General features: G+C 69.9%; 20 protein-coding genes and 1 tRNA gene. 9 read left to right on the plus strand and 12 right to left on the minus strand.

The annotated features are described in order from the left end of the window. Positions 1 to 352: 352 nt before the first annotated feature. From miaB to WG923_RS26205, 3 genes are all read right to left on the minus strand, one after another. Entirely contained in the window at positions 353 to 1,684 is a 1,332-nt protein-coding gene (gene miaB, locus WG923_RS26195; RefSeq protein WP_340353968.1) for a tRNA (N6-isopentenyl adenosine(37)-C2)-methylthiotransferase MiaB, read from the minus strand. An 8-nt stretch (positions 1,685 to 1,692) separates the two neighbouring features. Beyond that, on the minus strand, positions 1,693 to 2,103 hold the full coding sequence (locus tag WG923_RS26200) for a hypothetical protein (RefSeq protein ID WP_340353969.1): 411 nt from the start codon (positions 2,101 to 2,103) through the stop codon (positions 1,693 to 1,695). 153 nt (positions 2,104 to 2,256) lie between these two features. Further along, the gene (locus WG923_RS26205) at positions 2,257 to 3,198 is read right to left on the minus strand and encodes a hypothetical protein (protein ID WP_340353970.1); all 942 of its coding nucleotides are present in this window, start codon (positions 3,196 to 3,198) and stop codon (positions 2,257 to 2,259) included. A 421-nt stretch (positions 3,199 to 3,619) separates the two neighbouring features. Between WG923_RS26205 and WG923_RS26210 the strand changes: the two genes are divergently transcribed. Beyond that, positions 3,620 to 5,671, plus strand: coding sequence for a hypothetical protein (locus WG923_RS26210; protein ID WP_340353971.1), 2,052 nt, complete (start codon positions 3,620 to 3,622; stop codon positions 5,669 to 5,671). Beyond that, positions 5,668 to 6,060, plus strand: coding sequence for a surface-adhesin E family protein (locus WG923_RS26215; RefSeq protein WP_340353972.1), 393 nt, complete (start codon positions 5,668 to 5,670; stop codon positions 6,058 to 6,060). Before WG923_RS26210 ends, WG923_RS26215 begins: the two co-directional genes overlap by 4 nt. 50 nt (positions 6,061 to 6,110) lie before the next feature. Here WG923_RS26215 and WG923_RS26220 read toward each other — a convergent pair. Both WG923_RS26220 and WG923_RS26225 read right to left on the minus strand, forming a co-directional pair. Then, positions 6,111 to 6,187: transfer RNA gene (locus WG923_RS26220), tRNA-Met, on the minus strand. 41 nt (positions 6,188 to 6,228) lie between these two features. Further along, positions 6,229 to 7,008, minus strand: coding sequence for an enoyl-CoA hydratase (locus WG923_RS26225; RefSeq protein WP_340353973.1), 780 nt, complete (start codon positions 7,006 to 7,008; stop codon positions 6,229 to 6,231). Between the two features lie 103 nt (positions 7,009 to 7,111). Between WG923_RS26225 and WG923_RS26230 the strand changes: the two genes are divergently transcribed. The 3 genes from WG923_RS26230 (at position 7,112) to paaK (ending at position 9,730) form a co-directional block, all read left to right on the plus strand. Then, positions 7,112 to 7,915: an enoyl-CoA hydratase-related protein gene (locus WG923_RS26230; RefSeq protein ID WP_340353974.1), complete on the plus strand. Its 804-nt coding sequence runs from the start codon at positions 7,112 to 7,114 to the stop codon at positions 7,913 to 7,915. Between the two features lie 85 nt (positions 7,916 to 8,000). Beyond that, positions 8,001 to 8,438, plus strand: a complete 438-nt coding sequence (paaI, locus tag WG923_RS26235) for a hydroxyphenylacetyl-CoA thioesterase PaaI (RefSeq protein WP_340353975.1) — start codon at positions 8,001 to 8,003, stop codon at positions 8,436 to 8,438. Continuing rightward, positions 8,435 to 9,730, plus strand: coding sequence for a phenylacetate--CoA ligase PaaK (gene paaK, locus WG923_RS26240; protein ID WP_340353976.1), 1,296 nt, complete (start codon positions 8,435 to 8,437; stop codon positions 9,728 to 9,730). Before paaI ends, paaK begins: the two co-directional genes overlap by 4 nt. A gap of 132 nt (positions 9,731 to 9,862) precedes the next feature. Here the strand turns inward: paaK and WG923_RS26245 are convergent, their stop codons facing one another. The 4 genes from WG923_RS26245 to WG923_RS26260 are packed head-to-tail and all read right to left on the minus strand — an operon-like array spanning position 9,863 to position 14,575. After that, on the minus strand, positions 9,863 to 10,945 hold the full coding sequence (locus WG923_RS26245) for a DUF3108 domain-containing protein (RefSeq protein WP_340353977.1): 1,083 nt from the start codon (positions 10,943 to 10,945) through the stop codon (positions 9,863 to 9,865). Beyond that, positions 10,924 to 12,681, minus strand: coding sequence for a M61 family metallopeptidase (locus WG923_RS26250; RefSeq protein ID WP_340353978.1), 1,758 nt, complete (start codon positions 12,679 to 12,681; stop codon positions 10,924 to 10,926). Before WG923_RS26250 ends, WG923_RS26245 begins: the two co-directional genes overlap by 22 nt. Then, on the minus strand, positions 12,678 to 13,451 hold the full coding sequence (locus tag WG923_RS26255) for a DsbC family protein (protein WP_340353979.1): 774 nt from the start codon (positions 13,449 to 13,451) through the stop codon (positions 12,678 to 12,680). The genes WG923_RS26250 and WG923_RS26255 overlap by 4 nt, the downstream gene beginning before the upstream one ends. Beyond that, complete coding sequence (locus WG923_RS26260; protein WP_340353980.1) at positions 13,448 to 14,575, minus strand: FAD-dependent monooxygenase; 1,128 nt, start codon at positions 14,573 to 14,575, stop codon at positions 13,448 to 13,450. Before WG923_RS26260 ends, WG923_RS26255 begins: the two co-directional genes overlap by 4 nt. A gap of 66 nt (positions 14,576 to 14,641) precedes the next feature. On the opposite strand from WG923_RS26260, the gene WG923_RS26265 reads away from it, so the two are divergent. Continuing rightward, on the plus strand, positions 14,642 to 15,502 hold the full coding sequence (locus WG923_RS26265; protein WP_340353981.1) for an MOSC domain-containing protein: 861 nt from the start codon (positions 14,642 to 14,644) through the stop codon (positions 15,500 to 15,502). Here WG923_RS26265 and WG923_RS26270 read toward each other — a convergent pair. Further along, on the minus strand, positions 15,499 to 17,367 hold the full coding sequence (locus WG923_RS26270) for a 7TM diverse intracellular signaling domain-containing protein (protein ID WP_340353982.1): 1,869 nt from the start codon (positions 17,365 to 17,367) through the stop codon (positions 15,499 to 15,501). The two genes, WG923_RS26265 and WG923_RS26270, sit on opposite strands and share 4 nt — an antisense overlap. 31 nt (positions 17,368 to 17,398) lie before the next feature. Between WG923_RS26270 and ychF the strand changes: the two genes are divergently transcribed. Next, positions 17,399 to 18,493, plus strand: coding sequence for a redox-regulated ATPase YchF (ychF, locus tag WG923_RS26275; protein ID WP_340353983.1), 1,095 nt, complete (start codon positions 17,399 to 17,401; stop codon positions 18,491 to 18,493). A gap of 183 nt (positions 18,494 to 18,676) precedes the next feature. Here ychF and WG923_RS26280 read toward each other — a convergent pair whose 3' ends face one another. Together WG923_RS26280 and WG923_RS26285 are read right to left on the minus strand one after the other, a co-directional pair. Next, complete coding sequence (locus WG923_RS26280; RefSeq protein WP_340353984.1) at positions 18,677 to 20,029, minus strand: anaerobic C4-dicarboxylate transporter; 1,353 nt, start codon at positions 20,027 to 20,029, stop codon at positions 18,677 to 18,679. A 224-nt stretch (positions 20,030 to 20,253) separates the two neighbouring features. Next, positions 20,254 to 20,724 carry a YqaA family protein gene (locus WG923_RS26285; protein ID WP_340353985.1) on the minus strand — a complete coding sequence of 157 codons (471 nt, stop codon included), beginning with the start codon at positions 20,722 to 20,724 and terminating at the stop codon, positions 20,254 to 20,256. Positions 20,725 to 20,845: 121 nt separating this feature from the next. On the opposite strand from WG923_RS26285, the gene dusB reads away from it, so the two are divergent. Together dusB and WG923_RS26295 are read left to right on the plus strand one after the other, a co-directional pair. Then, positions 20,846 to 21,886, plus strand: coding sequence for a tRNA dihydrouridine synthase DusB (dusB, locus tag WG923_RS26290; RefSeq protein WP_340353986.1), 1,041 nt, complete (start codon positions 20,846 to 20,848; stop codon positions 21,884 to 21,886). A gap of 49 nt (positions 21,887 to 21,935) precedes the next feature. After that, entirely contained in the window at positions 21,936 to 22,172 is a 237-nt protein-coding gene (locus tag WG923_RS26295) for a Fis family transcriptional regulator (protein ID WP_340353987.1), read from the plus strand. Position 22,173: the final 1 nt, after the last annotated feature.

The following is a 22,173-nucleotide window of genomic DNA, read 5'->3' on the forward strand; positions in this document are numbered from 1 at the left end:
TTATTTCCACAGCCTGCCCAGCGAATGTCCCCCGTCGCGCGCTGAAGCGCGCGACTCCTCCTTAATTTCGCTGGGGCGGACAGTCCCACCCAGGCCCTGCGCCGTGGCGACGTCGCACGCGCATCCCCCGGAACCCGCGCTGATGCTTGCGTGCGTTCTCGGGGGCAAGAGCAAGTCGATCAGACGCGATGCAGGACCGGGATGGGGCCCACCTGCTTCAGTGAAATAAAGGAAGGAGGAGCGGGCTTCAGCCCGCTCCGGGGGGACATTCGCTGAAGCGGGTGGGCTCCATCCCGGTCCGGGTCGGGGGCAACATTTGCCACTGGACCCCCGCCTTCGCGGGGGTGACGGTTCAAGCCGTCTCGCGCACCAGCACCTCACCCCGCAACGAATGCGGCAGCGCCTGCGTGATCGTCACGTCGACCATCTGCCCGACCAGCCGCTGCGCGCCAGCGAAGTTGACGATCCGGTTGCATTCCGTCCGCCCCATCAGCTCGTTCGGATCCTTGCGCGAAGGCCCTTCGACGAGGATCCGCTGCACGGTCCCCACGCGGCTGTCGCTGATGCGCCGGACGTTCTCCTCCAGCACCGCCTGCAGGTGCTGCAGGCGCTTCAACTTCACGGCATGCGGCGTGTCGTCGTGCAGCTGCGCCGCCGGGGTGCCGGGGCGCGGGCTGAAGATGAAGGAGAAACTCGCGTCGTAGCCGACGTCCTCCACCAGCTTCATCAGCTTGCCGAAGTCCTCCTCGGTCTCGCCGGGGAAGCCCACGATGAAGTCGGACGACAGGGAGATCTGCGGCCGCACCGCCCGCAGCTTGCGGATGGTGCTCTTGTACTCCATGGCCGTGTAGCCGCGCTTCATCGCCATCAGGATGCGATCGCTGCCATGCTGCACCGGCAGGTGCAGGTGGCTCACGAGCTGGGGCACCTTGCCGTAGACGTCCACCAGGCGTTGGGTGAACTCGTTCGGGTGGCTGGTCGTGTAGCGGATGCGCTCGAGGCCGGGGATCTCGGCGACATACTCGATCAGCAGCGCGAAGTCCGCGATCTCGCTCGTGTCGCCCATGCGCCCGCGGTAGGCGTTCACGTTCTGCCCGAGCAGCGTCACTTCCTTGACGCCCTGGTCGGCCAGGCCGGCGATCTCGGTGAGAACGTCCTCGAAAGGGCGCGACACTTCCTCGCCGCGCGTGTACGGCACCACGCAGTAGCTGCAGTACTTGGAGCAGCCCTCCATGATCGAGACGAAGGCGGAGGCGCCCTCCACCCGCGCCGGCGGCAGGTTGTCGAACTTCTCGATCTCCGGGAAGCTGATGTCCACCTGCGGGCGCTGCTGGCGCTCGCGCTCGGCCAGCAACTGCGGCAGGCGGTGCAGCGTCTGCGGGCCGAACACCACGTCGACGTACGGCGCGCGCTCGATGATCGCGGCGCCCTCCTGCGAAGCGACGCAGCCGCCCACGCCGATCAGCACGCCCTTCTTCTTCAGGTGCTTGACGCGCCCGAGGTCGGAGAACACCTTCTCCTGCGCCTTCTCGCGCACCGAGCAGGTGTTGAACAGGATCAGGTCCGCCTGCTCCGGGTCCTGCGTGGGCTCGTAGCCCTGCGCAGCGTTCATCACGTCCGCCATCTTGTCCGAGTCGTACTCGTTCATCTGGCAGCCGAAGGTCTTGATGTACACCTTCTTCATGGCCGACCTCATCGCAGCAGGAAGGCGGTGCGCGCGGCCCAGATCAGGTTCAGCAGCTCGGCGAAGCGCTTGTAGCCCTCGGGATCGCCGTTGTAGTTGCCGCCGACCTTGGCGTACTCCTCCTCGTTGAGGAGCCACACCTCGTGCACGAGGCCGGCGCTGTCGCGGCGGTACACCGTGTAGAGGGTCTTGCCGGCCAGCGCGCCGGAGAGCACCAGCATGTTGTTGCGGTCGCGCACGCGCGCACCCGGCGAGAGGCGGTCTTCCTTGCCGTCCACGGTGATGATGGGCGGCGTGGCGCTGACGGCGATGATGGCGGGCTTCACGTCCTTCGGCGCTTCGCGCACGAAGTTCTGCGCGCAGGCCGCGGAGGCGGCGAGCGAGAGGCCCAGGAGGGCGGTTCGGGTCCAGCGGTGCATGGTGTAGATCCAGGGGCTGTGGGGCAGGGCCACTGTGCGGCGACAGGGCCCGGGGTGTCAACGCGCGCTGTTGCGCGGATGCGAGTGCGCGCGGCGGAAGGCGCAATTATCCCATGCCCCTCCTGCGCAGCCGCCCTGGCGCGCAGGCGCCCGTCAGGCCACGAGCACGTCGTGCAGGGCCTGCATGGCGGGGTAGCCGGTGCAGGGCGCATCCACCGGCAGCACCGCGACCCCGCAGGCCGCGCGCAGCTCCTGCGCGGCCCAGGCGCGGCTGGCGGGGCAGGGGCACATCAGGTGGATCCAGGGCCGCGTCGCCAGCCGGCCCACCATGCGGGCAACGTCCGCCAGCAGCGAGGAATGCTGCGCCGACTGCGGATTCACCAGCAGCACGAAGCGGTCGATCTGGCCCAGCCCCAGCAGGTCGATGCCGGTGCCCAGCGCGCGCGGCGACAGGGCCTGCACGCGCGTCGCCATCGAGGCGCCCGCCTCGATGTCCATGTAGGCGGCACCGACGTCGCGGCGCTGCAGGTCGCTGCCGGCATAGCGCTGGTACGCGACGCGCGCGCCGAACTCGATGGCGACGCTGCGCAGCAATTCGACCGCGTCGTTGTCGTCCGAGACGAGGGCGACCACTTCGCGCCGGCCGACCAGCCCCGGCCGCCAGGCGCCGGGGAGCTGGCAGGGCGCGCACAGCGACTTCCACACGTCCACCGGCTCCGCGTCCCAGCCCTGTTCGTGCTGCCGCTGCAGGTACTGCAGGCGGCGGATCATGTCCCCGTTCGGGTCGGACATCTGCAGCGACGCGAGCTGCACCGGCTCCGCCAGCAGGCCCGGGCCATGGCTGCCATGCAGCAGGCGCGGCGACGCGAGGCCGAATTCGGCCTGCATGGCGTCGCGCTGCGTGGTGATCGCCTCGGCCGGCCCCTCGTGCCATTGCACCAGCCAGCCCTGGGAGGACAGGAGCGCAGTGCGCACGCCATTGGCGATGGCCTGCTGCAGCAGTTTCGGGCGCAGCCCCAGCAGCGCCTCGACGGCGGAGCCGGGCTGGCTCCATTCGCTGGCGGCCAGCATGCGTACGACAGGAGAGGGGGACATCGAGGGGGCGCGGGCGGGATGCGGATACTTCAAGTGTCAAGAAAGCCCTGCGCAGCATACCAAAGCTCGCACCCGCGCATCGTCCGTTCGGAGGATATCCCGGCTCCGGCCGGCGCGCGCATGCGGCGACACGACGCGCGCAGGCACTCCTTCACGAAACGGCCAGCAGCCACGCGGGGGTTTTCCCGGCACGGCGTTCGCCTCCTTCATGCGCGCCCCGGGCGGCGGTGCATGCGCGCAATTTTTTTGTTGCAGCCGCGCGTCCCTCCGGTTGCCTCGCCAGGGGAGATTGCAACAGAATGTGCCAGAGCTTCGCAAGCGCGGGCTCGCCAGCCGGCGCCCCCATCTGCTCCTGCTGTGCCTGGTCGTTGATGCAGTATCGGACGCAACCATCGTGACAAAGGGAGAAACGGAGCCACCCGTGCGCGGCCGCAGGCCGGTCGCCTTCCTGCGCGCGATCGCGGCGGGCGTCGCCTTGCTGGCCTGCAGCCAGGAGGCCGCGGCGCTGTCCTCGGGCGCGCCGCGCGGCACGCCCCTGATCGGGCGCGCCTTCCAGATCTCGATCCCGGTCGCCTGGGAGCGCGGCGAGTCCCCGCCCTGCGTGCGGGCCGAATTCCTGCAGGGCGACTCGCCGGGCGGGCCCCTGCGCTGGCGCCTGGACCAGGCTTCCGAATCGACCGGGCTGCTGCGCCTCGCGTCGAGCCTGCCGGTGCAGGAGCCGGTGGTCACCGTGCAACTCGCACTCGGATGCGCACAGCAGTACGTGCGCGAATACGTGCTGCTCGCGGAGCCCGCGAACGAGGCGCGCGACGCGCAGGCGGCCGCGGAAGCGGGCGGTGACCTGCCGGTGGCGCTCGCGCCGCTCGCGCTCGCGCCAGCGACCACGCTCGCATCGGCCCCGCCGTCCGCGAATGGCGAGCGCCCCGCTGCGGCCGCGGCTTCGACGAACGCACCCGTTGCGCGTGCGCCGGCGCCGGCTGTGCCTCGGCACCGCGCGCAACGGTCGCATCCGGCGGCGGCCCGCGCCGCCGCTGCTCCACAACGCCGCGAATCCGCACCGAAGGTCGCCGCCGCCAGGCAGGGCGCCGCGGCGGCCAGGCCCGCCGGCCCGCGGCTGAAGCTGGAGCCGATCGACATCGCCATCGACGACGCGCCGGTGCTGCGCCTGACCAGCACGCTCGCACCGAGCGTCCCGTCTCCCGGCGGCACGGCCGCGAGCGCGGACGCCCGCGGCCTGTGGCAGGCGCTCAATACGTCCCCGGAGCAGCAGGCCGCGCAGGCCCAGGCGACGCTGGCGCTGCAGGCCGAACTGAAGTCCATGCGCGAGCTGGTGCAGCGCTATGGCGCGGAAAGCCGCGCGGCCACGCAGCGGCTGGAGAAGGTCAGCGGCGAACGCGACCTGATGCTCGACGTCCTGCTCGGACTCGTGGCGGTGCTCGGTGGCGGCCTGGGATTCCTGCTGTGGCAGCGCTCGCGCGAGACCGCGGTGCTGCGCAGCTGGTGGCAGGAGGAGCACGGCGGGCCGTCGGCCGCGAAGGCGGCGAAACCGGCGGCGCCGCAAGCGGCACCCCTCGTCGCGGCCGGGGCGGCCGTCGCCGCGCCAGCGCCCACGGCCGCGCCCTCGGAGCAGCCGGCCGCCGGCGAGTCCGGGCCCGACGACGCACTCGTGGACCTGCCCGACTTCCTGGAGTTCGACCAGGGCCGCGCCCTCACCGCGGAGGAACTCCTGGGGCTCAAGGAGAAGGCCGATTTCTTCCTCGCCGTGGGCCAGCCCGAGAAGGCGGTGCAGTTGCTGGAGTCGCAACTGCAGGAACACACCAGCAGTCCCTTCGTCTGGCTGGACCTGCTGGACCTGTGCCGGCGCCTCGAGCGGCGCGACGACTACGAGCGCCTGCGCATCGCGTTCCAGAAGCTGTTCTCCGCGCGCATGCCGGCCTTCGACGCCGCGATGCCGGAATCGAACGGGCTGGAAGACCATCCGCGCGCGCTCTCGCGCATCACGCAGCTGTGGGGCACGGCGCGCGTGCTCAAGGTCATCGAGGATTCGCTGTTCGAGGAGGCCAAGCCCGGCTCCATCACCTTCGACCTGGAAGCCTCGCGCGACCTGCTGCTGCTGTACGGCATCGCCAGCGACGCGCTGGCGGCGAGCGCCACGCGCGAGAACTTCGGTGGCGCCTTCCCGTCCACCATGCGCACGCCGCTGGTGTCCGCGGCACCCAGCGAGACGGAGCCGGTGCCGCTGGTCGCACTGGACCAGCTGGACTGGCCCGCGTCGCTGCTGCCGCCTGCGGAGCCGGCCGGGGATCCGCCGGAGATGCCCCCTGTGCCCGCAGCCCCGGCCGCCCCGGCGCCCCCGGAAGCCGCCGACGCGCCGGACATCGATCTCGCCGACCTCGCACCGGATTCGCTGTTGCCGGACGACCTGGACTTCAGCCTTTCGCTGCCGCCGGCGCCGCCGGAGCGCGCGCGTTGACCGCCTTGCCGCGCGTCCTCCTCGCGGCGGCGCTGGCACTCGGCGCCACCGGCGCCGCGGCCGCGTGGGTCAGCATCGGCGAGAGCGAGTCCACGGCCTACTATCTCGATCCCGACTCGGTGCGCAGCGAAGGCGCGCACCGGCGCGTGTGGCGCCTGTTCGAATACAAGGGGCAGCAGCGCGAGGGCGTGAAATCCGGCAAGGCGCTGATCGACATCGACTGCCAGGCCGGCACCTACCGCTACCTGAAAACCATGTACTACTCGGACGCGATGGGCAGCGGCAAGTACCTGGGCGGCCGCGGCGAGCACCGCAGGGAACACATCGCCCCCGGCACGATGATCGGCCAGCTGGCCAGCATGGTCTGCCAGCCGGCGGGGAAGAAGTAGCGCGCAGGAAAAAAGGGTGCACTGCTTGCGGCAATGCACCCTTTGGGATCTGGTGGCGCTTCAGGGACTCGAACCCCGGACCTGTGGATTATGATTCCATCGCTCTAACCAACTGAGCTAAAGCGCCGAAGCGAACGATTATAGACCAGCCGGCGGCGCCCCGGAAGCTCAGCGGTGCTTGAACGCCGGCTTGCGCTTGCCCACGAAAGCGTCCATCCCTTCCTTCTGGTCCTCGGTGGCGAACAGGGCGTGGAACAGGCGCCGCTCGAACATCACGCCATCGGACAGCCCGCCTTCATACGCGCGGTTCACCGATTCCTTGGCGGCCAGCACGGCGAGCTGCGAGTAGTCGCAGATCTGCAGCGCGGCGCCCAGCGCCTCCTCCATCAGCTTTTCCAGCGGCACCACCCGGCTCACCAGGCCGGCGCGCTCCGCTTCGGCGGCATCCATCATGCGGCCGGTGAGCACCAGGTCCATGGCCTTCGCCTTGCTCACCGCGCGCGGCAGGCGCTGCGTGCCGCCGGCGCCGGGGATGATCCCCAGCTTGATTTCCGGCTGGCCGAACTTCGCGTTCTCCGCCGCGATGATGAAGTCGCACATCATCGCCAGCTCGCAGCCGCCGCCCAGGGCGAAGCCGCTGACCGCGGCGATCACGGGCTTGCGCACGCTGCGGATCGTCTCCCAGTTGCGGGTGATGTAGTCGCCCTTGTAGACGTCGGCGAAGGTGTAGCTGGCCATCGCGCCGATGTCGGCGCCGGCGGCGAAAGCCTTCTCGCTGCCGGTGATCACCATGCAGCCGATCGCGTCGTCGGCGTCGAACGCCTTCATCGCCGCACCGAGCTCGTCCATCAACGGGTTGTTCAGCGCATTGAGCTGCTTGGGGCGGTTCAGCGTGATCACGCCCACCTTGCCTGCTTCCGTCCTCACCTCGATCAGTTCATAGGCCATCGCGTTCTCCTCTGCGGGGTTGCGGCAACTATAACCAAGGGAAACCATGCTCCAGCCGCGCGCAACCGCGGTGATAGATTCGGCGCCCGGGAAGGAGACCACCATGAGCGAAGCCACCGTCCTGTTCGAGGCGCGCGCCAGCGTCGCCCTGGTCACGCTGAACCGACCGCAGGCACTCAACAGCTTCACGCGGCAGATGCACGAGGAGTTGCGCGCCGCGCTCGATCGCATCGCCGGCGACAAGTCGATCCGGGCCGCGGTGATCACCGGCTCCGGCCGCGGCTTCTGCGCCGGCGCCGATCTCGCCGAATTCGACATCAGCCCGGGCCCCAACCGGGTGGAGCGCGCCGATCCCGGCCCGGTGATCGACCAGCTGTTCAACCCCACGGTGCGCAAGCTGATGGAACTGCGCGTGCCCACCATCGCCGCCGTCAACGGCGTGGCGGCGGGCGCGGGCGCGTCGCTGGCCATGACCTGCGACCTCGCCATCGCGGCGCCGTCCGCCGTGTTCATCCAGGCCTTCAGCCGCATCGGGCTGGTCCCCGATGCGGGCGGGTCGTGGTTCCTCGTCAAGAAGCTGGGGCTCGCGCGCGCCATGGGCTGCGCCCTGCTGGGCGACAAGGTCGCCGCGCAGGACGCGAAGGAATGGGGAATGATCTGGGACGTGGCGCCCGAGGGGCAGGACTGCGTCGAGGCGGCGCTGAAGATCGCGGAGCGCCTGGCCACCCTGCCCACGGCGGCCCTGGTGCAGACGCGCAAGCTGCTGCGCGCCGCGGCCAGCAACGAACTCGATGCGCAGCTCGATCTCGAGCGCGACACGCAGTCCGCCCTGGGCCGCACGCACGATTACCTGGAAGGCGTCACCGCCTTCCTCGAAAAACGCCCCGCGCAATTCAAGGGTGAATGAAGGACATGGCCCCCCACGCTCACCTGCGTTCGCTGCCCCCCCGAGGGGGGCTCGGCCTCCTTGGGGCGGCCCGGCGGAGGCCGGCATGCTGACTCCCGCCGCCCTGGCCGCCCGCGTGGGCGAGGCCATGTTCGCCGTCGATGCCGCCAGCAAGGATTTCCTGCAGATGGAGCTGCTCGCCTGCGAGCCGGGGCGCGCGCGCATGCGCATGGCGGTGCGCGAGCCCATGCTCAATGGCCATAGGATCTGCCACGGCGGCCTGATCTTCACGCTGGCGGATTCCACCTTCGCCTTCGCCTGCAACAGCCACAACAAGGTGACGGTGGCCGCGGGCTGCAGCATCGAGTTCCTCAAGCCGGCGCACCTGGGCGACGTGCTCACCTGCGAGGGCGTCGAGCAGGTCCTGCAGGGCCGCCACGGCATCTACGACATGCGCGTGACCAACCAGCGCGGCGAGGTCGTCGCGATGTTCCGCGGCAAGAGCACCAGCATCCAGGGCACGGTGATCCCGGAGGCCACATGAACGCGTTTGCGCTGGAGACGATCGAGAAGGCGAGCGTCGACGAACTCAGGTCGCTGCAGTTCAAGCGCCTGCGGGCGTCGCTGTGGCATGCGTACCGCAATGCGCCGGCCTATCGGCGCAAGTTCGATTCGGCCGGCGTGCATCCGGACGACTTCGCGAGCCTCGCCGACCTGCGCAAGTTCCCCTTCACCACCAAGGCGGACCTGCGCGAGAACTATCCGTTCGGCATGTTCGCGGTGCCGCGCGAGCAGTGCGTGCGCATCCACGCGTCCAGCGGCACCACCGGCAAGCCCACCGTGGTGGGCTACACGCGCAACGACATCGAGATGTGGTCGCACGTGATGGCGCGCAGCATCCGCGCCGCCGGCGCGCGCCCCGGCGACCTGGTGCACGTGAGCTACGGCTACGGCCTGTTCACCGGCGGGCTGGGCGCGCACTACGGCGCCGAGAAGCTGGGCCTGACCGTCGTGCCCTTCGGCGGCGGCCAGACCGAGCGCCAGGTGCAGCTCATTCACGACTTCAAGCCCGACATCATCATGGTCACGCCCAGCTACGCGCTGGCGATCGCCGACGAATTCGAGCGCCAGGGGCTCGATCCGCGCGAATCCAGCCTGCGCCTGGGCATCTTCGGCGCGGAGCCCTGGACCAACGACATGCGGCAGAAGATCCAGCAGCGCCTGGCCATCGATGCGGTGGACATCTACGGCCTGTCGGAAGTGATCGGTCCCGGCGTGGCCAACGAGTGCATCGAGACCAAGGACGGCCCGACGATCTGGGAAGACCACTTCTATCCAGAGATCGTGCATCCCGACACCGGCGAGCCGCTGCCGGATGGCGAGTTCGGCGAGCTGGTGTTCACCACGCTCACCAAGGAGGCGCTGCCCGTCATCCGCTACCGCACGCGCGACCTCACGCGCCTGTTGCCCGGCACCGCGCGCACGATGCGGCGCATGGAGAAGATCACCGGCCGCAGCGACGACATGATGATCGTGCGCGGCGTCAACGTGTTCCCGACGCAGATCGAGGAGCTGATCCTCAAGCAGCCGGTGCTGGCGCCGCACTACCAGTGCATCCTCACGCGCGAAGGCCCGCTGGACCACCTGACCGTCGCCGTGGAAGCGGGCGCGGGCCTGCCGCCGGACCACGACGACGTGCGCTCCGCCGCCGACCGCCTCGCGCACGAGATCAAGGTCTACATCGGCACGACGGCCCGCATCGACGTGCGGCCTTCGGGCGGGATCGAGCGGAGCATGGGCAAGGCGAAGCGCGTGATTGATCAGCGACAGCTGTGAACAGCCGGACTTCCGGACGCAGAGGGCGCGAAGGGTACGCAGAGGACGCAAAAGAAAACCTTCCAAGTTTCCTTTGTCTTTTTTTGCGTCCTCTGCGTACCCTTTGCGCCCTCTGCGTCCTGCCTTCCGTTCTCACCGCTGCTCGATCCGATCCACGACCAGATCCAGCCACGCCTCGTTGCCCATGATCACCTTGATCTTCACCGGCAGGTACTGCAGGCTCGGCGCGAACCACATTTCGGCGGTGATATTGCCGCGGGGATTCAGCGGGACGCGGGGCTTGAGGTGGAAGGTCTCGACGTCGCCCATCAGCGGCAGCGACAGCACCTGGCGCTCGGTGACGTCGTAGGTCCATTCGTCCACGCCGCCGGGCCGCGCCAGCCACACCTTCACGGTGCGGCCGACGGCCAGCACGTCCCGGCCGGTGGCGAAGCGCTGCGCCAGTTCGACGAACTGGCTGGCCGTATCCTGCACGCCCGGCGGGCGCGGGACGGTCGTGCCCTTTTCCAGCACCACCACCTCGTCGCCGAGCTGCGTCACGCGGCGCTTGCCGCCGGTGCGCATCTCCTCGTAGGCGCGCGGGATCAGGCCGGCTGCGGTGACCTCGCCCTGGCTCGTGAGCGTCTGCGTGATCGGCACGACGATGCGGATCGTGACGTCGAGCCGCACCTGGTAGCGGTTGCCATCGCGCTGCCACTGCACGTGCGCCGTGCCCGACACGGGGTTGCGGTACTCGCCCTTCACGTCGTAGGTGAGGCGCGTGTCGGCGGGCCACTGGTCCAGCGCCGCGACGTCGGAGGGGGGCGCGCTCGCCGCGGCGGCCGGGGCGGACGCGGCCGCCACCGGCTGCGACGCCGCCGGCTCGGGCGCCTGCGCCACGACTTCCTCCTGCGGGGGCGGCTCGGGCTGCTGTTCCACCTTCTCGATCGGCGGTTCTTCTTCCTTCTTCGGCGCGCGCTCCTTCGCGCTGGAGGCCGGCGGCTTCGGCCTGGGCGCGGCGCGCGCGCGCGGCCGGGGCACGGCCGCAGGTGCCACCGTGGCGACCACCGGCGGCGGCGCGGCCGGCTGGAGCATGCGCGTGTACATGGTGGGCGTCATGAGCGTGAGGCCCGAGAGGGCGTCCGCCTGGCGCGCGAGCCACTCCAGCGAGGCGAAATGCCCCAGGGCCACCAGCACCGCGAGCAGTGCCAGCGCTAGCTTTGGGGGCCGAACCACGCCTGCGCCTGCGCCGGGTCGCGCAGGACCAACCGCCAGGTGGTGATGCCCGACGGAATGGTGAGGTCCAGCCGCAGCAGCCGCCGGTCGCGGGCGACGATCGCGGTGACCTTGCGGTGGCTGCCCGCGTACAGCAGGAGGTCGTCGAGCTTGGACATGCGCCACGCGGTGCCCGCCACTTCGACGGCGAGCCATTCGTCGTTGGCGGCGAAGCCGGCCTGCTCCGCCGCGCCGCCGCGCAGCACGTTCTTCAGCACCACGAGGCCCTGCGACTCGCCCGCGCGGATGCCCAGGCGCTGCTGCATCTGGGCGGGCTCTTCCATCACGGTGATGCCGTGCTGCTCCAGCAGTTCGCGCAGCGGCAGCTCGCGCGTTCCGTGCACCCAGCCGGCCAGCTCGCGGGTGTAGGCGCGGCCCCCCAGTTCCTTGAGCACCGCCGCGAAATCGGCTTCGGCCATCGGGCCCGCCTTGCAGCGCACCCACAGCGCGCGCATCACCTCGTCGAGCGTCGCGTGGCCTTCCAGCCGCAGGGTGAGGTCGAAGCACAGGGCGACCAGCGAGCCCTTGGTGTAGTAGCTGACGGTGGCGTTGGCCGTGTTCTCGTCCTGCCGGTAGTACTTCACCCAGGCATCGAAGCTCGCCTGCGCTACCGACTGCACTTCGCGCCCCGGCGTCTGCTGCACCTGGTTGACCGTCTTGGTGAGCAGCTTCAGGTAGGTCGCGTCGTCGATCAGGCCCGCGCGGCGCAGGAACAGGTCGTCGTAGTAGCTGGTGAAGCCCTCGAAGAACCACAGCAGCTGCGTGTAGTTCTCGCCGGTGTAGTCGTAGTGCGCGAACTCCGCCGGCCGCAGGCGCTTGACGTTCCAGGTGTGGAAGTACTCGTGGCTGATCAGCCCCAGCAGCGTCACGTAGCCTTCGGCCGTGCGCGTCTCGCCGATGCGCGGCAGGTCGCGGCGCGAGCAGATCAGGGCGGTGGAATTGCGGTGCTCGAGGCCGCCGTAGCCGTCGTCCACGGCATTGAGCATGAACACGTAGTTCTTGAACGGCGGCTTGCGGCGTTCGTGCCAGAAGCGGATCTCCGCCTCGCAGATCTTCTGCACGTCCGCCACCAGGCGGTCGGTGTCGAGGGACTCCGTCGCGCCGGCGACCACGAGCCGGTGCGGCACCCCGCAAGCGCGGAACTCCGAAGCGTGGAAGGGCCCGATCTCCACCGGGCAGTCCACGAGCTCGTCGTAGTTCTCGGCGCAGTAGGTGCCGAAACCGCGCTTGCCGGTCTTCAGCGGTTCCAGCCCGGTGGCGGCTTCCCAGTGCGGGTACACGCGCGGGGCCACCAGTTCCAGCTCGTGGCGCTCCTGCGCCTGGCCGTGCACGCGCAGGCACAGGCTGGTGCCGTTGAAGAAGCCCCGCTGCGTGTCGAGCCAGGCCGCGCGCACGGAGTTGTCGAAGGCGTAGACCTCGTAGCTCAGGACCAGCTGGCTGGAAGGCACGCAGTCGACCTGCCAGGTGGCCTTGTCGACCTGCTGCACCGGCACCGCCTTGCCGTCCTGGCGCGCGGTGAGCTTCTGCAGGTGGCGCGCGAACTCGCGCACGAGGTAGCTGCCGGGGATCCACGCCGGCAGCGACACGCGCTGCCCACCCTGGGGCTGCGCGATCGTGAGGGTGACATGGAACAGGTGGGCGGCGGGATCGACCGCCTCGACCCGGTAGTGCGGGCCCACCGCGCGCGCAGCGATCACTTGGCCGCCAGCATCCTCTCGATGTCCGCCGTGCCGATGGCGCCCGGCACGCGGGAGCCGTCGGTGAAGATCAGCGTCGGCGTGCCGGTGATCTTGTGCTTCTTGCCGAACTCCAGGTTGCGGCCCAGGGCCGCCACGTCGCAGCTGGCCTCGGCCTCGGTCGGGACGTCGTTCTTCAGCATCCAGTCGGTCCAGGCCCTGACCTTGTCCTTGGCGCACCAGATGTTGCGCGACTTCCTCGTGGAATCGGGACCGAGGATCGGGTACAGGTACATGTAGACCGTCACGTTGTCGATCTTGCCCAGGTCGCGCTCGAACTTCTTGCAGTAGGGGCAGTTCGGATCCTCGAACACCGCGAGCTTGCGCTTGCCGTTGCCGCGCACCATGACGAAGGCGTCCTTGGTCGGCAGCGAGTCGAAGTCCACCGCCAGCAGCTTGTCCAGACGCTCCTCGGTGAGGTTCTTGCGCGCCTTGGTGTCGATCAGCTGGCCCTGCAGCAGGTAGGCGCCGTCGGCATCGGTGTAGAACAGGTCGTTGCCCACCCGCACCTCGAAGATGCCGGGCATGGGCGTGCGGCTGATCTCGTCGACGCGGCCGATGCTGGGCAGGCGCTCCGCGAGGTTCTTGCGCAGCAGCTGCTCCTGCTCCTTGGAGACCTGCAGGGCGGCGTTCGCCACCGTGGGCGCCTTGTCGCCGGGAGCGGCGCCGGCGACGAGCGCCACGGCGGCCAGGAGGGCGGCCAGGGCGCCGCGGATCGCATTCGGTTTCATGTTCTTCCCGTTTTCAACTGTTTGGCATGCCCCATGGCCTGCCGTACCACCCAATGCTTGACCGGGCCACTGAGGTCGAAACCGCGCATGCCCCAGTTGCGCAACAGCGCCCAGGGCTCGGCGGGCTGCGCGAAGAGCTGCTGCAGTCCGTCCGTGGCCCACGCCATGGCCGCCACGTCCATCTTGCGCGAGCGCTCGTAGCGGCGCAGCAGCTTCAGGTCGCCCAGGCTGCGCCAGTACTCCCGCTCGTGCAGCACCTGCGCGAGCTTCTCCGCATCGGCCAGGCCCAGGTTGAGGCCCTGGCCGGCCAGCGGATGCACGTTGTGCGCCGCGTCGCCCGCCAGCACCCAGCCCGGGCCGCACCAGCGGTCCGCCTGCGCGCGCTGCAGCGGCCACGCCATGCGCTCGGTCGTGAGCGTCATGCGGCCCAGTTCGTTGCCCGCACTCAGGGCCAGGCGCGCGCAGAAATCCTCCGCCGACAGCGCCAGGAGCTCGTCCGCACGCGGCTCCTGCACTGACCAGACCAGGGCCACGGAGTTCCCCTGCGCGCCGCCCAGCGGCAGGAGCGCCAGCACGTTGCCGTCCTCGAACCACTGGTGGGCCACGCCGCCATGGGGTTTTTCACAGTCCAGCCGCGCCGCGATGGCGCGCTGCGGATAGGAGGTGACGTCGAAATTCACGCCGAATTCGTCGCGGGTCGCGCTGGCGCGGCCTTCGCAGACCACGGTCAGTGCCGCGGGCCGCGGCTGCGGCAGCAGTTCCACCTGCGGCTGGAAGCGCACCGCCTCGGCCAGCCGCGCGAGCAGCGGGTCGACGTCGACGATCCAGGCCAGGCCCTCCACGCCTTCGTCGGCGGCGGCGAAGCGCACCCGGCCGCCGTCGTCGCCGCGCACGTCCATGGCGGTCACCGGCGTGGCGTGCTGTTCGTCGGGCCAGGCCCGCAGGCGCAGCAGCAGGTCGCGCGAGCGGGCGTTCAGCGCATAGGCGCGCACGTCGCGCTCGGGCGCAGCGGCAGGCGGCGTGTCGACCAGGCCGACGCGCAGGCGGTCGCGCGCGAGCAGCAGGGCCAGCGTGCGGCCCACCATGCCCGCGCCGCGGATACAGACATCGAGAGGAGCGGCCATAAAGGGGGATTGTAGGAGCCGGGCACAATCGCGGGCTGCACCCCCTCCCATCCGCCTGTCCGCCCCATGAGCAACGCCCCCGACCTGACCGCCGCGATCGCCCGCCTGTTCGTCTACCCCGTGAAGTCCTGCGCGGGCATCGAGCTGCGCGAGGCCCTGCTCACGGAAACCGGGTTCGACCTCGACCGGGCCTGGATGGTGGTCGACGAACACGGCGAGTTCGTGAGCCAGCGCGAGCTGCCGCGCATGGCGCTGGTGCGGCCGCAGATCCGCCTGAGCGACGTCGTGCTGCGCGCCCCCGGCATGCTGGCGCTGCACCTGCAGATCGACACCGTCGAAGAGCCGGTGAAGGTGCGCGTGTGGGACGAGAAGGTGCAGGCCTACGACATGGGCGCGGTGGCCGCGCAGTGGTTCTCCGATTTCCTGGGCCGCAAGCTGCGGCTGGTGCGCTTCGACCCCGAGCACCAGCGGCTGGCGAACCTCCAGTGGACCGGCGGCGCGCAGGCGCCCAACCAGTTCCAGGACGGCTATCCGCTGCTCGTGGCCAGCACCGCCTCGCTGGACCTGCTGAACGCGAGGCTGGCGGCGGCCGGGCATGCGGGGGTCGGCATCGAGCGCTTCCGTCCCAACATCGTGCTCGCCGGCCTGGAAGCGCACGACGAGGACCGGCTGGAGCTGATCCGGATCGCGGCCGACGAGGGCGAGGTGCAGTTGCGGCCCGTGAAGCCCTGCTCGCGCTGCCCGATCCCCAATATCGACCCGGCCACGGCGCAGAGCGATCCGGCGGTCACCGACGCGCTGCAGGCGTACCGGCGCGACCCGGTGCTGGACGGCGCCGTGACGTTCGCCATGAACGCCATCATCGTGGCGGGCGTGGACCACACGCTGCGCGTGGGGCAGCCGGTGGCGGCGACGATCCGGTTCTAGGACTGGGCGGCGCGTTGCGGCGGGGCCTCGGCCTCGTCCGCCGCAGGCGCCGGCGGTGCGGCTTGCGCTGGTGCCGGCTGCGCGTGCGCCGGATCGATCTGGCTGTGCAGGAACAGCGAGGAGTCGCCCGGATCGGAGGCCGGCGGCGGCCCGGCTTCGACGAAGCGGATCGGGCGGCGGGTGCGCGGCGACATGCGCGCCAGCTGCGCGCGCAGGGCTTCCTCCAGCTCCTCGGCCTCCAGCGGGCTGTCGCCCAGCATCACGGCGGAAATGTGGAACTGCAGCGTGACGTCGGGCTTGAGTCCGGGCAGCGGCATCAGCCCCGCGGCGATCAGCCGGCTCGCCCGCTCGGTGACCGACGCGCGCGAAGCGGCGCCTTCCAGCATCACGCCGAAGCAGTTCTCGCCCACCCGGCTGACCGTGTCCACGTCGCGCAGCAGGCGGCGCAGCTTGATCACGCTGCGCAGCAGGCTCTGCTCCGCCACCGCCGTGCCGAAGTAGTCACGGATGCGGCGGTGGTTCACCAGCTCGATGTACATCACGGCGCAGTTCAGGCCGTCGCGGCGGTGCCGCGCCACGACCTGCCGCAGCCGGTCGGTGAAGAGGTGGGGCGCCAGCAGCCCCGTCAGCGCGTCGCGGGTGGACAGCGCCTGTTCGCGCACCTCGGCGCGGTGCCGGTCGCGCGAGCGGATGAACAGCGCCACGAGCAGCAGCGGCACCTCCACGGCCATCGCGGCGACCACCGCGTACTGCGAGGTGGGCGAGACCGGCACCCAGCCGAACACGCGGGCCATCCCCAGCAGCAGCGAGAACACCATCGGCAGGTAGGCGGCGAACACCCACTTGGCGACGGCGTCGCCGCGCGACCAGGCGATGGCGGCGGCGACCATGCCGGACGTGGTGGCCAGGGCGACATAGGTGGCCAGCAGCGGCAGGCTCACCGCCTTGGGCAGCAGCACCGGCACCAGCACCATGGCGGCGCCGACTGCGGCCAGCACCGACATCACCCCGTGCAGCAGCGGAAAGCGCCGGCGCAGCGCGAGCACCGTGCGCACGAACATCATGGCCGCGGCCACGGCGGCGAACGCCAGCATGACCACGGGCGCATCGCCCAGCGCGTCGAAGCCGGGCCACAGCAGGTGCGCCGCCGACCCGGTGTAGGCCGCCACGCCCAACGTGGTGAGCGATGCGTAGCCGGCGTACCAGGCGAACACGGGGTCGCGGTAGGCCCAGCCCCGGGCCGCGCAGCCGACGATCAGCAGCGCCAGCGCGCCGAAGGCCGCGCCGAGCGCCAGGTATTCGAGCTGCAGCCGCTGGCTCTGGCTGGCAGCCGTCGACAGCTGCACCGGGAAATTGGCCGCGGTGGTGTGGCGGATGCGCACATAGAGGTCGCGGACCTCGCCGGGCGCGAGGTCCACGCGGAAGAAGGGATAGCGGCCGCGTTCCGGCCAGAGGGCCACGGCCAGCGTGTCGCCGGCGGTCTCCGCGATCCAGGCGCCCCCCTCCTGCTGGTAGAGCGTGACCTGGTCCAGCGCGGGCATGGGGAACTCGATCACCCAGTCCTGCCGTTCCTCGGTGCCGCGCTGCACCCGCAGGTGCATCCACAGGGCCGCCTGCGGGCCCAGCTTGTGGATCGTCTGCGGCTGCGCGGCCTGGAAGGACACGCCGCCGCCGCGGGCCACCTGGTCGATCCCGGCGTCGCCGGCCGCGTCCACCCAGACGCGCACCAGGTCCTGCGCATCGATGGTGCCGATGCTGTCGCGCAACACCAGCGTGCGCACGCCCGACTCCTGCGCCCACCCCGGCGTGGCGAGCGCGGCCAGCAGCAGGACAGCCGCGAAGAACCGGGCGGCGGCCCATCGCATACACTTTCCGGCTTCGTTTGCGGGAACTGACATGAGTTTGAAGTGCGGGATCGTGGGGCTGCCCAACGTGGGCAAGTCCACCTTGTTCAATGCCCTGACCAAGGCCGGGATCGCCGCCGAGAACTACCCCTTCTGCACGATCGAGCCGAACGTGGGCGTGGTGGAACTGCCGGACCCCCGTCTTACCGCCTTGGCCGACATTGTCAAGCCTGAACGCATCGTGCCAGCCATTGTCGAGTTTGTCGACATTGCCGGACTGGTGGCCGGGGCGAGCAAGGGGGAAGGCCTGGGCAACCAGTTCCTGGCCCATATCCGCGAAACCGACGCCGTGGTGAACGTGGTGCGCTGCTTCGAGGATGCCAATGTCGTCCACGTGGCGGGACGCGTCGATCCGGTGTCCGACATCGAGGTGATCCAGACCGAGCTGTGCCTGGCCGACCTGGGCACGGTCGACAAGACGCTGGCGCGCTACAGCAAGGCCGCGAAGTCGGGAAACGACAAGGAAGCGGCGAAGATGGTGCAGGTCCTGCCCAAGGTGCAGGCGGCGCTCAACGAGGGCCGGCCGGTGCGAACCCTGCAGCTGACCGACGACGAGAAGGCGCTCCTCAAGCCGCTGTTCCTGATCACGGCCAAGCCGGCGATGTTCGTGGGCAACGTGGACGAGAACGGCTACCACGACAACCCGCACCTCGATCGCCTGCGCGAATACGCGGCCTCGCAGAACGCGCCCGTGGTGGTGATCTGCGCCAAGATCGAGTCCGAGATCGCCGAGATGGCCGACGAGGACAAGAAGATGTTCCTGGCCGAGATCGGCCAGGAGGAGCCGGGCCTGAACCGCCTGATCCGCGCGGCCTTCACGCTGCTCGGGCTGCAGACCTACTTCACCGCCGGCGTGAAGGAAGTGCGGGCCTGGACGGTCCCCATCGGCGCCACCGCGCCGCAGGCCGCCGGCGTGATCCACACGGATTTCGAGCGCGGCTTCATCCGCGCGCAGACCATCGCCTACGACGACTTCATCGCCTTCAAGGGCGAGCAGGGGGCGAAGGATGCGGGGAAGATGCGCAGCGAAGGCAAGGAATACATCGTCAAGGACGGCGATGTGATGAACTTCCTGTTCAACGTCTAGAAGGTACGCTGCTCGTGATCCGGGCCGGGGCGGCGAAAGCCGCTTCGGCGAATGTCCCCCGGCGCGGATGAGAACCGTTGCACGTGACCTCAGGGCGCCCGCGCCTCCTCTATTTCGCCGAAGCGGCTTTCGCCGCCCCGGCCCTGTACCGCGCCCGATCGACGACAGGCCGGTCGCCTGCCCTCAAACCAACCCGCGCGCGGTTGCCAGGATCAACCCCACCACGCACGACGTGAACACCCCGATCAGCCCCGGCAGGATGAAGCTGTGGTTGATCACGTACTTGCCGATGTGGGTGGTGCCGGAGCGGTCGAACTGGATCGTCGCGAGGTCGCTCGGGTACGTGGGCAGGATGTAGTAGCCGTAGGCCGCGGCGCCGAAGGCGACGACGTAGCCGGGCGGCACGCCGATCGCGAGGGCCACGGGCACCAGGGCGCTGATCGCGGCGGCCTGCGAGTTCACGAACTTCGAGACCACGAGCAGCGCGAGTCCGTAGGCCCAGGGATGCGTCTTCACCGTGTCGGCCAGCGCGGACTTCAGTTGCGGCAGGTTGCACTCGAACACGGTGTCGGCCATCCACGCGATGCCGAACACGGCGATCACCGCGATCATGCCGGCGCGGAACACCTCGCTCTTGCCGATCGCGACGGGGTCCGTCTTCGTCAGCACCACCATCAGCGCGCCGGCCGCCAGCATGAACATCTGGATGGTCAGGATCATCGAGACCGGCTTGCCGCCGGACAGCGGGCGCAGCGAGTCGAAGGCGCCGAGCAGGGCGACGACGACGATGGCGGCCAGGAAGATCCACATCGCGGCCCACTGGCGGCTGGCGAGCTTGCGGCCAAGCAGCGTGGTGGAGTCGCCGTAGATGCGGGCGCGGGTTTCGGGGTCGGCGATGCGCGCCTGGAACTCGGGATCGCGGTCCAGGTCCTTGCCGCGGAACCAGCTGAAGATGCCGATCGCCAGCACGCCCACCAGCGTGGCGGGGATGGAGACGGACAGCAGCGTGACGAAGCTGATCACCTCGCCGTTCACCGGTGCCTTGGCCAGGAAGGCGGCCAGCGAGACGATCGCCACCGAGACGGGGCTCGCCATGATGCCCATCTGGCTGGCCACCGAGGCGGCGGCCATCGGGCGCTCGGGCCGGATGTCGTTCTTGATCGCCACGTCGTAGATGATCGGCAGCATGGTGTAGACCACGTGGCCGGTGCCGCACAGCATCGTCAGGATGCAGGTGGTGAAGGGGGCGAGGATCGAAACGTACTTCGGGTTGCGCCGCAGCAGCTTCTCCGCCGCCTGCAGCATCACGTCGAGGCCGCCGGAGGCCTGCAGCGTCGCCGACGCGGCGACCACCGCCACGATGGTGAGCATCACGTCCACCGGCGGCTTGCCGGGCGGCAGCTTGAAGAAGAAGGCCAGGATGACGAGCCCCAGGCCGCCCAGGAGCCCGAGGGCGATGCCGCCCTTGCGCGCGCCGTAGAAGAGGCAGGCGAGGACGATGGCGAGTTGCAGCGCGAAAAGCATGACGATGTCCATCCCCGGAGCCGGGGCGCGGCTCCGTGTTGTTGTTGCGAGGACATCGGCGCCGGCTTCGGGTCTGCAGCCCTTCAGGGGACGTCGACGTGCTGCCTGTCGACCCTCGGTTCCCGAGGCAGCAAGTTCATTGTGGGTGTCCTAGGGTAAACCCCATTGACCCGGATCAAGCGCTTGCAGATAGCGCTGTCCCATCGGACCGGTCCGCCAGCGGCTGCAGGCGCGATTCAGTGCGGGAACATCCAGAGCAGCGCGCTCGTCATCGCCAGGTAGCGCAGGAACTTGCCCACCAGCATGTACGCGGTGCAGGGCCAGAACGGCATGCGCAGCCAGCCGGCGACCGCGCACAACGGGTCGCCCACGATGGGCAGCCAGGCGAGCAGGCAGGCCTTGGGGCCGAGCCGCTCGAGGAAGGCCAGCGCCTTCATGTGGTGGCGCGACTTGCTGTACTTGTCCACGACGTGATGGGCCTCGTAGCCCAGCCACCAATCGAGCATGCCGCCCAGCGTGTTGCCCGCCGTCGCCACGAAGACGGCGCGCCAGAACAGCTCGGGGTTGAGTTTGAGCAGCCCGAACAGCGCGGGCTCCGAGCCGATCGGCAGCAGCGTGGCCGACACGAAGGCGGCAACGAACAGCGTGCTCAGCCCGTATTGCGGCAGCGCGAGGAGTGCCAGCATCGAATCCAGCCATGTTTGCATGCGGGCGCATCTTAGCGAGTCAGCTCTGCGGCCCGGTGCTTCGGGCGCGGGATGCGATTTCAGCGCCTGAAACGGGGCGGGCCTACAATCGTGCCTCTTTTTTCGGCAGCACCTCCCACCCATGCGCATCGGCTCCCACACTCTCGCGAACAACGTGTTCGTGGCGCCGATGGCGGGGGTGACGGACCGTCCGTTCCGGCAGTTGTGCCGCGCGTTCGGCGCGGGCCATGCGGTCAGCGAGATGGTCACGTCGCGCAAGGACCTGTGGAACAGCCTCAAGACCTCGCGCCGCGCGGACCACCGGGGCGAGCCGGGACCGATCGCGGTGCAGATCGCCGGCACCGACGCGCAGATGATGGCCGAGGCGGCCGTCTACAACGTCGAGCGCGGCGCGCAGATCATCGACATCAACATGGGCTGCCCGGCCAAGAAGGTCTGCAACAAGTGGGCGGGCTCGGCGCTGATGCAGGACGAGCCGCTTGCCATCTCCATCGCGGCAGCCGTGGTGCGGGCCTGCGAGCCGCTGGGCGTGCCGGTGACGCTCAAGATGCGCACCGGCTGGTCGCAGGAGCACCGCAACGCGATGCGCCTGGCGCGCGCCTTCGAAGACTGCGGCGTGCGCATGCTGACCGTGCACGGCCGCACGCGCGAGCAGGGCTACCGGGGCGAAGCCGAATACGACACGATCGCCGCCGTGAAGGCGGCCGTGCGCGTGCCCGTCGTGGCCAACGGCGACATCACGTCGCCGCGCAAGGCGCGCGCGGTGCTGGCCGCCACGGGCGCCGATGCGGTCATGATCGGCCGTGCGGCGCAGGGGCGGCCCTGGATCTTCCGCGAGGTGGTGCACTTCCTGGCCACGGGAGCGGAACTCGCGCCGCCGCTGGTGGCGGAGGTGCAGCGCGCCCTGCTCGCGCACCTGCAGGACCATTACGCGCTGTACGGCGAATACACCGGCGTGCGCAGCGCGCGCAAGCACATCGCGTGGTACGTCCGCACCCTCCCGGGGGGCGAGGCGTTTCGTGCGAGGATGAACGACATAGAAGACAGCGCCAGCCAGCTGGCGGCGGTCACGGCCTTCTTCGACGCGCTGGGCGCGCGGATGGACCGGCTGCCGCCAGCATCGGACGAGGTGACCGAGGCATTGGCGGAAAGCGGCGCATGAGATTGCCGCAGGGGGCGCGCACGCGGGTGCGCGCCACGGAGGAACACGAATGAGCAAGAAACAGATCGAGGATTGCGTGCGCGCAAGCCTGGAGGGTTACTTCCGGGACCTGCGCGGCACCGAGCCCGATGGCATGTACGAGATGCTGCTGAAGGTGGTGGAAAAGCCGCTGCTGGAGGTGGTGATGGCGAAGGCCGAGAACAACCAGTCGCGCGCGGCGGAGTGGTTGGGGCTCAACCGCAACACGCTGCGCAAGAAGCTGATCGAACACAAGCTGCTCAAGTAAA

The organism is Ramlibacter sp. AN1133 (assembly GCF_037890035.1).
Classification (GTDB): Bacteria; Pseudomonadota; Gammaproteobacteria; order Burkholderiales; family Burkholderiaceae_C; genus Ramlibacter.